The organism is Lactiplantibacillus sp. 30.2.29, assembly GCF_018991255.1.
GTDB classification, from domain to species: Bacteria; Bacillota; Bacilli; order Lactobacillales; family Lactobacillaceae; genus Lactiplantibacillus; species Lactiplantibacillus pentosus.
On sequence record NZ_JAGYGU010000024.1, the window covers coordinates 1 to 12,177 of the forward strand.

At 46.5% G+C, this 12,177-nt stretch carries 12 protein-coding genes and 1 other annotated feature; all 12 genes read right to left on the reverse strand.

Features of this window, described 5'->3' with window-relative positions:
• Positions 1–523: 523 nt before the first annotated feature.
• Positions 524–1,351: a MetQ/NlpA family ABC transporter substrate-binding protein gene (locus tag KGF65_RS12575; protein WP_003639208.1), complete on the reverse strand. Its 828-nt coding sequence runs from the start codon at positions 1,349–1,351 to the stop codon at positions 524–526.
• Positions 1,352–1,378: 27 nt separating this feature from the next.
• Entirely contained in the window at positions 1,379–2,071 is a 693-nt protein-coding gene (locus KGF65_RS12580) for a methionine ABC transporter permease (protein WP_050339391.1), read from the reverse strand.
• Complete coding sequence (locus KGF65_RS12585; RefSeq protein WP_003639210.1) at positions 2,064–3,095, reverse strand: methionine ABC transporter ATP-binding protein; 1,032 nt, start codon at positions 3,093–3,095, stop codon at positions 2,064–2,066. The genes KGF65_RS12580 and KGF65_RS12585 overlap by 8 nt, the downstream gene beginning before the upstream one ends.
• Positions 3,096–3,157: 62 nt before the next feature.
• Positions 3,158–3,398: a binding site (T-box leader), on the reverse strand.
• 64 nt (positions 3,399–3,462) lie between these two features.
• Entirely contained in the window at positions 3,463–3,759 is a 297-nt protein-coding gene (locus KGF65_RS12590) for a glycine cleavage system protein H (RefSeq protein ID WP_003639211.1), read from the reverse strand.
• 30 nt (positions 3,760–3,789) lie between these two features.
• Positions 3,790–4,995, reverse strand: coding sequence for an FtsW/RodA/SpoVE family cell cycle protein (locus KGF65_RS12595; RefSeq protein ID WP_216748588.1), 1,206 nt, complete (start codon positions 4,993–4,995; stop codon positions 3,790–3,792).
• Between the two features lie 148 nt (positions 4,996–5,143).
• Positions 5,144–5,371 (reverse strand): DUF2969 domain-containing protein, encoded by a 228-nt coding sequence (locus KGF65_RS12600; protein WP_003639213.1) that lies wholly within the window; start codon positions 5,369–5,371, stop codon positions 5,144–5,146.
• Complete coding sequence (gene yidD / locus KGF65_RS12605) at positions 5,355–5,627, reverse strand: membrane protein insertion efficiency factor YidD (protein WP_003639214.1); 273 nt, start codon at positions 5,625–5,627, stop codon at positions 5,355–5,357. The genes KGF65_RS12600 and yidD overlap by 17 nt, the downstream gene beginning before the upstream one ends.
• Before the next feature lie 6 nt (positions 5,628–5,633).
• Complete coding sequence (locus KGF65_RS12610; RefSeq protein ID WP_050339392.1) at positions 5,634–6,635, reverse strand: rod shape-determining protein; 1,002 nt, start codon at positions 6,633–6,635, stop codon at positions 5,634–5,636.
• A gap of 124 nt (positions 6,636–6,759) precedes the next feature.
• Complete coding sequence (locus tag KGF65_RS12615) at positions 6,760–7,314, reverse strand: GNAT family N-acetyltransferase (RefSeq protein WP_050339393.1); 555 nt, start codon at positions 7,312–7,314, stop codon at positions 6,760–6,762.
• 106 nt (positions 7,315–7,420) lie between these two features.
• Positions 7,421–8,737: a UDP-N-acetylglucosamine 1-carboxyvinyltransferase gene (gene murA / locus KGF65_RS12620; RefSeq protein ID WP_050339394.1), complete on the reverse strand. Its 1,317-nt coding sequence runs from the start codon at positions 8,735–8,737 to the stop codon at positions 7,421–7,423.
• Between the two features lie 1,596 nt (positions 8,738–10,333).
• The gene (locus KGF65_RS12625; protein WP_003639218.1) at positions 10,334–10,762 is read right to left on the reverse strand and encodes a F0F1 ATP synthase subunit epsilon; all 429 of its coding nucleotides are present in this window, start codon (positions 10,760–10,762) and stop codon (positions 10,334–10,336) included.
• 11 nt (positions 10,763–10,773) lie between these two features.
• Positions 10,774–12,177, reverse strand: a complete 1,404-nt coding sequence (gene atpD / locus KGF65_RS12630; protein ID WP_003639219.1) for a F0F1 ATP synthase subunit beta — start codon at positions 12,175–12,177, stop codon at positions 10,774–10,776.

Sequence of the window (12,177 nt, forward strand, 5' to 3'; positions counted from 1 at the left end):
TAATAAAATCATATCATCGGTTGTATATCATTTATAAAATGGGGGATTAAGATGACAATCAAAAAAGTCGGACTGATTACATTAGTCCTGGTCCTAGCACTCGGCGTACTATTTGAGCTTGCTAGGTTCGTTGTATTGTTGGGCAAGCTTTTTAGCTGATTTAGAGGGGTAAGAATCACTACTGAAGCATAATTAAGGGCCACTGCAAAGTCCGCAACAAATGGACCTGATAAACGGGGCCACACCAAAGCCTGCTCTGCTGCCAAATATTTGATAAACAGCTATGCTACGGACTGTTAACACGACTGCGCGCAGATCAAGGCACAGACCCAGCTTCAAAAAAGCATGCCACCCCAATCGTGATGATTGAGGTGGCATGCTTTTTGTTTGCTCAGCAGCTTTTCCAACGGTTCTCAGCTGGCCATTCCTGATTGTCAATTCCACAAAAAAACTAGCCCCAAAGCACTCAGGCTCTGAAACTAGCTTAATTGGAATCATGATGTTTGGTATTGCAGGGTCATGACTAGTCAGCAGAAACTGGCAAGATGGCACCCTTGTATTTCTTTTCGATCCACTTCTGGGTACTCTTAGAACGTAAGGCCTTCATCAACTTCTTGATGGCCGGCTTGTTCTTGTCGCCTTTACGGACAGCCACAATGTTAGCGTATGGCGAGTCGGATTTTTCAAGGGCGATGGCATCCTTCTTAGGATTCAACCCAGCTTGAACAGCGTAGTTAGCGTTGATCACAACCGCGTCACCTTCGTTGTTTTTGTAGAAGGTCGGCATTAACTTAGCTTCGTAAGAGTGCTTGAACTTCAAGTGACGCTTGTTGGTCTTGATATCGTTAAACGTTGCAGAAGTCAAATCAGTCCCCTTCTTCAACGTGATCAAGCCAGCATCCTTGAATAAGGTTAAGACCCGACCATAGTCGGCAACATTACTACTTACTAAGACCGTTGCGCCATCCTTCAAGTCTTTCAAGTTCTTGACTTTCTTGGAGTAAACACCGATTGGTTCCAAATGAACCTTGCCGGCAGAAACTAAAGTGCCGTTGTTTTCCTTGTTCCAGTTCTTTAAGAATGGAATGTGCTGGAAGTAGTTGGCATCCAATTCCTTTGAAGCTAACGCTTTGTTAGGCAAGACGTAATCTTGGAAGACTTTGATCTTCAAGTTGACGCCTTCCTTTTTCAATTCTGGTTGCACATGCTTCAAAATCTGTGCGTGTGGTACGGCAGAAGCGCCCACCGTAATCGTCGTGGTCTTCGATTCTGAAGAAGACTTACCACAGCCAACTAATAAAATGGCGGTTGCTGCAACTGCCAATAACCCTAAAATCCGCTTTTTTTGCATGACCCTAATTCCTCCTAAGAACTAACTTTAATTGACCCGCTTATCGATATGACGAACAGCGAAATCCCCAATAAATTGGAAAATAAACACAATAATGACAATAATCACGGTTGCGACCAATGTCACGGCATTGTTGTTGGATTGGAACCCATCTTGATAAGCCAAGTTCCCCAAACCACCAGCACCGATCGCACCAGCCATCGCAGTATACCCAATCAACGAAATCGTTGTTACGGTAATCCCAGAAACTAACGCTGGCATGCTTTCGGGCAACAATACTTTGCGGACGATCTGCCAACGTGTGGCACCCATCGATTCAGCCGCTTCAATCACGCCATGGTCTAATTCATGGAACGCTAATTCGACCATCCGTGCGTAAAACGGTGCCGCTGAAATAATCAGTGAAGGCAGCGCCGCGCGTGGTCCAATGATGGTTCCAACTAACTTGGACGTAATCGGTAATAATAGCACGATCAAGATAATAAATGGAATCGACCGGAACACGTTGACGAACAACGCCACGACCCAATTCAAGATTTTAGCTAAGATATTTTGACTGCCGGCGGTCTCGTAAAGTAACAATCCTAAGGCAATCCCTAAAATTGCCACGACCACCATGGAAACGATCGTCAACCAAATCGTTTCCCAAGTTGAGGACATCATGCTTCCCCAATCCACATTGGAAAATTTGAAGTATGAATCTAATCCTTGACTATTCACGGTTTAAGACCTCCGTTTCGACACGCATGGTTTGTAGGTACGCTAAGGCACCTTTGAGTTGTTCTTCATCACCAGTCAATTGCACGTACAGTGACCCAATTGCGCCCTCTTGCGTCTGATGAATCCCACCTTCAATGATGTTCAAATCAAGTGGATACTTCTTCAACATTTCGGACACAATTGGTAACTGGGCTTGGTCGCCGTGGAACGTCAATTGAACGATCGTCCCCTTAGGATATTTTTCAAGCAACTGATCAACGACCACTGTCGTATCATTCAATGAAGGGGTGACCTCTTCGTTCACGAAACGCTTCGTAACGGCTTGCTTTGGCCGCTTGAAGACTTCGAGCACTGGACCCTGTTCAACGATCTTACCGGCTTCCATGACGGCCACGTGATCCGCAATCTTACGGATGACGTGCATTTCATGGGTGATCAAGACAATGGTTAAATGCAACTTTTGATTGATCGACAACAATAAGTCGAGGACTTCATCAGTCGTTTGCGGATCCAAGGCACTCGTTGCTTCATCAGAAAGTAAGATTTGCGGGTCATTTGCTAACGCCCGGGCAATCCCGACCCGCTGCTTTTGACCACCAGATAATTCTGACGGATAGGCGGTCTCGCGACCAGCGAGTCCAACCAAATCTGCGAGGTGTTCCGCCTTCTTACGGGCTTCCGCTTTGGACTTACCCGCAATTTCAAGTGGAAACATGATATTTTCTAACACGGTCCGTGACCACAACAAGTTGAAATGTTGAAAGATCATGCCGATTTTTTGCCGTTGAGCACGTAATTTAGCGCCACTCAGCGTCGTAATATTCACATCGTCAATCACAACTGACCCGCTAGTTGGCGTTTCGAGCCCGTTGAGCATCCGGACTAAGGTACTCTTACCCGCGCCAGAATAACCGACGATGCCATAAATGTGACCGTCCTCAATCTTCAAGTTAACATCTTGGACCGCGTGAACGGCGCCCTGCTTAACATCAAAGGTCTTTGTCACATCTTTAAATTCAATCAAGTCAATTCCTCCTTATGCATCAAAAAAAGCTTCTCATCCCAGACAATTATCACCATAATCATCAATAGGACGAGAAGCTTAGCCTCGTGGTACCACCCATCTTCACAACCAGCTCACACTGGTTGTCTCAAGAGTTACTCTGAACTCCCGCATGGTAATGGATGCGACCCACGTCCAGCTTGCTTTCGTTCACTGAACGCCATTATTTCAAGACCATCTTCCGCTTCACGATTAATCCCCTTGCACCAACGAGGGACTCTCTAAGTAATCGTAGCCACGTACTCATCTTTTCAAAATGAAGTTTTTTTAATCATTTGTTAATGTAACGAGTATACCGAGCCTGTTTCTAATTGTCAAGGCCTGACAATTAGTCCACGTCGATTAACCAAGCAACCCCGTCTTCAACACTGTTCAAGGCATCAAAGTTGTCCTTAAGTGCGGGATTGACTGCAACCACCGTCCCGTTGATTGGGGCGTTAAATTCTGAGACTGCCTTCGTTGCTTCAACGCTTAAAAACGCACTGTTTTGACTAATCTTGTCGCCAATTGCGGGTAATTCCGCATACTTAACTTCGCCCAATGCTTCGTGAGCGGCTTTAGTTAAGCCCAAGCGTGTGTGACCATCGACATCTTTTGTCCAAAAATAAGCTGCATCTTCACTCATACATTCCACCATACCTTTGCAATAATTTTACTATTCGAACCGGTCGTTACGACTGAACATATATGACTTGTAGTGGAACCGCATCGACATCATCAAGCCGATCCCCGCCATATTGGCAATCAACGCCGAACCCCCTTGACTGATAAACGGCAACGGAATCCCGGTCATTGGTAACAGTCCAATACTCATCCCAATGTTTTCGAACACGTGGAAGAGAATCATCATGATGACCCCGGTCGAAATGTAAGCATAAAATTCGTTCTTAGTATCAAACGTAACCCGAATCATTTGGTAAATCAATAGAAAATATAACAAAATAACTACGGCACAGCCGATAAAGCCAAAGTTTTCACCAATCACGGAGAAAATCATATCGGATTCATGCACTGGCACGGTCACGTGTGACACGTTAAACCCACGACCAGTAATCTGTCCGGACCCAATGGCCTTCATACTCTGCCAAACTTGGTACGCATTGTTAGACGTATCCGTTGAGGGATTCAACCAAGTATCGATACGTGCAAATTGGTACTGTTTGAACCCAATGGCTTCCAAAATATGCCGACCACTTTGAGAAATGACCAAGTACAATGCCGTCCCGGCAGCCGCCGCAACGATTGCAAAGGTCGGTGCAAGTAACCGCCATGAAATCCCAGAAACTAAGATCACACCACCCAAAATGGCGAAGAACACGAGCATCGTCCCAAAGTCATTTTGGAGTTTCAGCAGGATGGCAACGGGAATCATGTACGCCACCAATTTACCAATCAGCTGCCAGTCACCCGCCATGGTATGAGTCGGATGCTCCGTATTATGCATCGTCACCACCCGGCCTAACATCAAGATGAAGGCTGGTTTCATGATTTCAGACGGTTGCAGCGTCAACGAGCCGACCGCAAACCAACTTTTGGCCCCGGTACTCGTGTACAACGACCGACTATACAGGACCAGTACGGCCGCTAGTAGGAAAATCCCAAACCAATACGCGATGGGCGCCACGCGCCACAATTGTTCTGAGTCAAATTGCATCACGATCACGGCAATCGCTGTCCCAATCACAAACCACATGACTTGAGAAATCACCTGTTTCGTGACGTTCACTGAACTAGAATCGTGCACTGCGGCGACATAGATCGAGGCCAACCCGATCAGTCCTAGCATCATCACTGAAAATATGATACCCCAGTCAATTCTTGAATCTTCGTCTTGACTGCGGAGTCTAGATTCTTCTGCCACAAATAACGCTCCTAACCTATTTGAATTAGTCCAACGTCCACGTTGAATCTAACCTTATTCACACTATCAATTGGTACTCTAAGATAGCTTTTATTATACAACAACCTGGTGCCGAATTCTCGGGACCAGGTTGAAGGTTTACTAAAAATTAGCCTTTGTGTAAATGGTAAGCTGACAAGATTTCTTGCAAACTCTCATCAAAAGATTTGGTATGTGCAAATGGTTGGTTGTCGCTAACCATTTCGGCATCAAAACGTTCGCCGACTTGGGTGACCTGACCAATCATCTGCTTTCCAATTAAAACTTCGGTAACCGTCTGACCGTTGACCTTGGTCTCATTTAAAGTGACCGAAATCGCCTTATCTTTTCTTGCCACGGTTGTCTTCCTCCTTGTATTGCGGATTACGACGCAGTGAAAAATGGGCTGGTACGGGGTCGAAGCCCCCCTTAACGAAGGGGTGACAACGCAAGACGCGTGCCACCCCCATCAAACTTCCCTTAACTGCGCCAAACCGGTCGATTGCCTCCAACGTGTAATTTGAACAAGTCGGATAATAACGGCAATGGGCCGGACTAAACGCAGAAAAGGCCCGCTGATAGAAGCGGATCCCTTTCATTAATAACCGTCGCATCGCGAATTATTTCTTGTTCTTTGCGGTTTTCTGCATGTGTTCCAGCAAAATCCCGGCACCCTGAGCCACGTTGTTCAACGGATGTTCAGCAACCATGACGGGCACGCGTAAGTTTTCACTAATCAACTGGTCGAGTCCGCTGAGCAGCGCACCGCCACCAGTTAAGGTGATCCCGCGATCGATAATATCCGCCGCAATTTCAGGCGGCAAAGTTTCCATCACGTGATGCGCGGTGCTGACGATCTGCATCAGCGTTTCGTGAATGGCTTCTTCTACCTGATTTGAGTCAATATCAATTGACCGTGGCATCCCGGTAACCGTATCACGACCACGCACTTGGGTGACCTTGTCATCATCACCATCTTGCTTGAAGACTTGGGCAATCTGAATCTTGACTTGTTCAGCACTGCGTTCACCGATCAACAGGTGATGCTGATCCTTAACGTAGTTGACAATGTCTTGGTTCATGCGATCGCCAGCCATCCGTAGTGAGCTACTTGCGACAATGTCACCAAGCGATAAGACAGCGATATCACTCGTCCCACCACCAATATCGATGACCATGTTACCGCGTGGTTGGAAAATATCCATCCCAGCACCGATTGCAGCAACTTTCGGTTCAACTTCTAAGTAGACCTTGTTACCACCGGATTTTTCTGCTGCTTGTAAGATTGCTTTACGTTCAATTTCAGTTGTGTTCGTTGGGGTACAGATCATAATACTTGGACGTGACATGATTCCCCGAACGTTTAATTTTTTGATAAAATAGGACAACATCTCTTCGGTGACGTCAAAATCGGAGATGACCCCGTCTTTTAACGGCCGAATCGCCCGGATGTTGCTAGGCGTCTTCCCAACCATTTGATAGGCTTCGGACCCAACTGCTAATACTTGATTCGTGTTGGTATCAATAGCGACAACGGATGGTTCATTTAGTACGATGCCCTTACCTGATACGTAAATCAAAACATTGGCAGTTCCCAGGTCAATACCAATATCTAAAGCCATGTTTTTGCTCCTCTCAAACATACAATTATACGACTAATCATTATACCATACTCTACAGTTGATGAGAACTAATGGCTGCATGTACCAACGATTCAGTTGTGCGCGCCAAAACGCTCAACAGCCGCTAGTCATCTTGCCGTTTGGACCATTCATCAACGGTCAACGAATAGATGGCTTCATCACGGTACTGCTCATTGACGAGGATGTTCTCAGGCAACGTTGCATCCAAATGGTATTGCCGACGTTCAGCAACGGCGCGGCTCGCTTGATTATTGACATCCGCGCCCAAACTCAACTTGTGTAAGTCTAATTCAGTAAAGGCAATTTCTTCTAATCGTTCGAGTGCTTTGGTCATCACGCCCCGCCCCGTATAGGCCGCGCCTAACCAGTAGCCGATTTCACCCCGATGATTGACGTCACTGATATTGTGAATGTCCAACATTCCAGCAACCTCACCGTCCACGATAATGGTCGTAATAAAGACTTGCCCGTGCGCTTGCTTGGTCAACATGCTTTCAATGAATTGGCGTTCATCGGCGATAGTCGCAGTCGCATCGACCCACGGCATCCATGGTGCTAAGTGGTCGCGATTCTGGTCAACGAGATCAAATAGTGGCTCAGCGTCAGCCACCTCAGTTGGTTTTAACGAAATGTGTTTGTCGATAATATTAATAAACATAAGTGTCCTCCCGAATGATGGGCGTCAGCCACAGTGGCTCGCCACAAAAAAACCTTCAAACACGAGTTTAGCGCACTTTGAAGGTTTTGTAAGCAATTATTTACATTTATTCTGCTGCCTGGTTGGCAAAGTCTGGATTCAGCGCATAAACGGTGCCATCTGGAATCTCGACCCGTTTGATTTCTGCACCCAGCTTGGCTAACTTACCATGGAAGTTGAAGTAGCCCCGATCCAAATACTTGAGGTTAGTCACTTCGGTATAACCCCGACTGACTAAACCGGCGATGACTAAGGCTGCAGCTGCGCGTAGATCAGTAGCCGTCACTTGCGCCCCGTTGAAATCAGTTGGCCCGTACATGATGACCGACCGTCCTTCAATCTTGAAATCAGCGTTCATCCGGCGGAGTTCATCTAGGTGCATGAAACGATTCTCAAAAACCGTTTCCGTCAGTAAACTAGTGCCTTGCGCACACAATTGCAGAATCGTCATCTGTGGTTGCATGTCCGTTGGGAAACCAGGATGTGGCAGTGTCTTGACCGACGTTGGTTTTAACGTCTCCGGACCGATGACCCGGATACCCCCGCGTTCTTCGGTCACCGTGACACCCATTTCGCGCATCTTTGAGATCAACGGCTTGTTATGTTCCGCAATCGCGTCTTCCACCAAGACGTTACCTTGCGTCACTGCGGCAGCGACCATAAACGTGCCGGCTTCGATCCGGTCTTGGACGATGCTGTGGTCACAACCGTGCATCGTCTTAACACCTTCGATTCGGATCGTTTCAGTCCCGGCACCCGTGACTTTAGCGCCCATCTGATTCAGATAGTTAGCTAAGTCGACGATTTCTGGTTCGCGCGCCACGTTTTCCATGGTCGTCACGCCGTCAGCGAGCGTTGCGGCCATCATAATATTTTGGGTCGCACCAACACTTGGAAAATCTAAGTAGATTGCCGCACCATGTAATTTAGTTGCGGTGGCTTCAACGTAGCCATCGTGGCGTTCGATTTCTGCACCGAGCGCATTTAAGCCTTTGAGATGCAAATCAATCGGCCGTGAGCCAATCGCACACCCACCCGGCATCGCAACCTTGGCATGACCTAAACGTGCCAATAATGGTCCCATCACAACAATTGATGCGCGCATTTTAGACACGTATTGGAATGGTGCTTCTGATGATAATTGACGGCTGGCGTCAATATCGATCGTTTTATTAATTTCATCAAAATCAATTTTAGCATTCAAAAATTTCAAGACGTTATTCATTGTGAACACGTCTGACAAAACTGGTACATTTGATAAATGTGTTTGTCCGTCGCTAGCCAATAAACTGGCTGCTAAAATCGGTAACACAGCGTTCTTAGCGCCCTCGATATGAACATTACCTGTCAAACGTTGACCGCCATGAACTACAATTTCCTCCATGGATAAACCCTCCATCACTAAACGATAATCAATAAACAAGCTACGTCAGATTGCAGACCCAATGAAAACAAAACGGTCTCGCACCACGCAGCAGTACATGTCGCCTTGGCTGCTCAGCATCCCAGAGCGACTGGTTCACGTGATGGTGCAATCTCAATATCATTCAACCGCCAGTTGACTTGAAGGCCCCTAGCCAAACGACCCGAGTGTCATTCAAGTTCAAATCGGTTCCTAATCATCATAACATAGAACTACGGTGAAGAAATATTACATTTTACATTTTCGTTACAATTCCAACACAAATATTAAATACTTATGATTAGTTAACTAATGTTGGATTTGTTAGCGTTTTCGCTTGACAATCAAGCAATTGAATCATCACACACCCTTGCCTGTGTTGATTTAGCTAGCGATGGCAGTGTAAGCAGCCACACTTTGAACGTTCCCTATCAGTATCTATTCATAACCCGTCGTTAGCATTTATTCTATCATTTCCCATCCTGACACGGGTCTAATACGCTCACGGGTATTAAAGATGACTGAAACGTACCGGAGTCGAATTCCTGTTCGTCAGCCGATGATCGTCCTAATTCGACTTCCGGGGCTGGCTGACAACGCTGGAACAGGGCGGACATCGATTTGAACTCACGCAGAAGCCCACTGCGCAATTTCAAATACGAGTCTTCTTCTAGCCCGGGAAATTCACCCGGACAAGAAGAATTTTGCCCTTGAGCATTGTCAGCCAGCCCCTTCAGTCGGGAACCCGCTCGAATGGCGGATGAACGGCCACCTATCTTGGTGCAATTGACCAGTGATTTCTTGTGACTGAACCTTTATGCAAACTTTTAGACAATGTCGATAATGATTTGTGAAATTGAATGCAAATCTGAAAATTATTGTCAATTTTCAAACCGAGCCTATTCTTACAGTTAAATGCAGAATGCTATCCGTGTCTGATTTTAGGATTTGTAGTCTCAATCGACTAGAACGTCTCCGACAATATGCATTAATGCAACTAGTCAGTAGGATCAAAGCACAAGTGCGACGAGAGACTGTCGGAAACTAATCTGAAAGTTAAGGAAAAAAACAAAATGCTACTAAGAACCAACGATCAGTTCATCAAAAGTTGGGTCCACACATGTCCGCCTTTCGAATACCATCCCGGCTGGAAGGTGTTTCTGACAATGCTCAGCGTTTTTCAGAGTGTGAGGTTCAGACGGGTTGGGACTGAGGATTAGCCTAGCTAGAGCGTTAAGCGGTGCATTTCCGCTTGGCGTTCTGGCGTAGCTAACCGGAAGTCCCAGTCTGACCCGAACACGTTTCATCCATATCGCAGGCAACGTGGAAGACCAGTATTTAAGACGTGGGTTGTCGGCTTAAATCTGTGTCCACCACGTTCCAGCGTTGTCAGAAATGCCTGGAAGCCGACGTAGGACGCAGCCACCACTGAAAGTTTACCCTTAACTCGCCCTGTTTCCAACGGGTCTTAGCTGGCCGCTTTTGACCCTAAACGGTGTTCAGAACTCGAATTATCGTGGCACAACAAAAAAGCACCCGCAAATAATTGCAGATGCTTTTCAGAATTTTAAGTTGTGGTTAATGCCGGGCAACGTTCAAACGGTTCATAGCCCGACGCAAGGCAACTTGCGCCCGTGCCAACTCAGCATCATCATGCTTTTGTTGGGCAGCTTTGATTGCCGTTTCAGCGCGTTTCCGTGCATTCTCAGCCCGAGCAACGTCAATGTCATTCTGACGTTCAGCACTATCGGCGACAATGGTAGCCGTATTGTTACTGAACTCAACGAAACCACCGTTAACGGCGATTTCATCGTCTTCCTGATCACTTTCGAGTTGCTTGATCCGAACCTCATCGATTGCCAGCGAAGCAATCACTGGAATATGGTTCGGCAAAATCCCGAGTTCGCCGTCAATCGTCCGTACGATCAACATCGGCGTCTTGTTTTCATAGACCTGACCGTCTGGAGTTACGATGCTAACGGTTAATGATTTTGCATTGTCAGCCATGTAAACCCCTCCTAATCAGTTACCATCGATTTCGCTTTTTCGACCACGTCTTCGATCTTACCAACTTGACGGAATGCGTCTTCTGGTAGGTCATCATATTTACCTTCAAGGATTTCTTTGAAGCCCTTGACCGTATCATTGATTGGCACGTATGAACCAGGTTGACCCGTAAAGTTTTCGGCAACGAAGAAGTTTTGTGATAAGAAGAATTGAATCCGCCGTGCACGTGCAACGGTCGTCTTTTCTTCGTCAGATAATTCATCCATCCCTAAGATCGAGATGATATCTTGCAATTCACGGTAACGTTGCAAGACCCGTTGAACTTCAGTGGCAACTTGATAATGTTCTTCACCCACGATTGATGGGTCAAGCGCAATTGATGAAGAAGCCAATGGGTCAACGGCTGGATAGATCCCTTGTTCCGTCAAAGAACGTTCCAAGTTGGTCGTCGCATCCAAATGGGCGAAAGTCGTTGCAGGTGCCGGGTCGGTATAGTCATCGGCAGGCACATAAACGGCTTGAATCGAAGTAACGGAACCCTTCTTAGTCGAAGTGATTCGTTCTTGTAATTGACCCATTTCAGTCGCCAAGGTTGGTTGGTAACCAACGGCTGAAGGAATCCGGCCAAGTAAGGCGGAAACTTCAGAACCAGCTTGGGTGAACCGGAAGATGTTATCGATAAATAACAGCACGTCTTGACCTTGAACATCACGGAAGTATTCCGCAATCGTTAACCCAGTCAAGGCCACCCGCATCCGGGCACCTGGTGGTTCGTTCATTTGACCATAGACCATGGCGGTATTCTTCAGAACGCCGGAACCCTTCATTTCAAAGTAAAGGTCGTTCCCTTCACGCGTCCGTTCACCAACACCGGTAAACACGGAAATCCCGTTATGTTCTTGAGCAATGTTATGAATTAATTCCTGAATTAAAACGGTTTTACCAACACCGGCACCACCGAACAACCCAATCTTACCACCACGAACATATGGTGCTAAGAGGTCGATAACTTTAATCCCAGTTTCCAATACTTCCGTACTAGTTGTTAATTCATCATATTTAGGCGCATCCCGGTGAATCGGGTTACGTTCTGCGTCTGGACCGAATTCTGGACCACCATCAATGGTTTCCCCTAAAACGTTGAAGACCCGGCCTAACGTCTCTTTACCAACAGGAACGGTAATTGAAGAACCAGTGTCTTCAACCGTCATTCCCCGGCGTAAACCATCCGTACCGTCCATCGCAACGGTCCGAACGACCCCATCACCTAATTCCAACGATACTTCCACCGTTAAAGTGTCATCGTTGTCCTTTTGAATGATCAAGGCGTTATTAATATCGGGTAACTTGTCGTTTAGAGAGAATTCAACGTCAACAACGGGTCCAATAACTTGTACAACTTTACCTGTACTCAT

What these genes read in the sequence shown, in the direction of transcription:
- yidD (WP_003639214.1), bottom strand. Translation starts at nt 5,627, where the DNA reads ATGCGACGGTTATTAATGAAAGGGATCCGCTTCTATCAGCGGGCCTTT.
- KGF65_RS12610 (WP_050339392.1), bottom strand. Translation starts at nt 6,635, where the DNA reads ATGGCTTTAGATATTGGTATTGACCTGGGAACTGCCAATGTTTTGATT.
- murA (WP_050339394.1), bottom strand. Translation starts at nt 8,737, where the DNA reads ATGGAGGAAATTGTAGTTCATGGCGGTCAACGTTTGACAGGTAATGTT.
- KGF65_RS12575 (WP_003639208.1), bottom strand. Translation starts at nt 1,351, where the DNA reads ATGCAAAAAAAGCGGATTTTAGGGTTATTGGCAGTTGCAGCAACCGCC.
- KGF65_RS12615 (WP_050339393.1), bottom strand. Translation starts at nt 7,314, where the DNA reads ATGTTTATTAATATTATCGACAAACACATTTCGTTAAAACCAACTGAG.
- KGF65_RS12625 (WP_003639218.1), bottom strand. Translation starts at nt 10,762, where the DNA reads ATGGCTGACAATGCAAAATCATTAACCGTTAGCATCGTAACTCCAGAC.
- KGF65_RS12590 (WP_003639211.1), bottom strand. Translation starts at nt 3,759, where the DNA reads ATGAGTGAAGATGCAGCTTATTTTTGGACAAAAGATGTCGATGGTCAC.
- atpD (WP_003639219.1), bottom strand. Translation starts at nt 12,177, where the DNA reads ATGAGTACAGGTAAAGTTGTACAAGTTATTGGACCCGTTGTTGACGTT.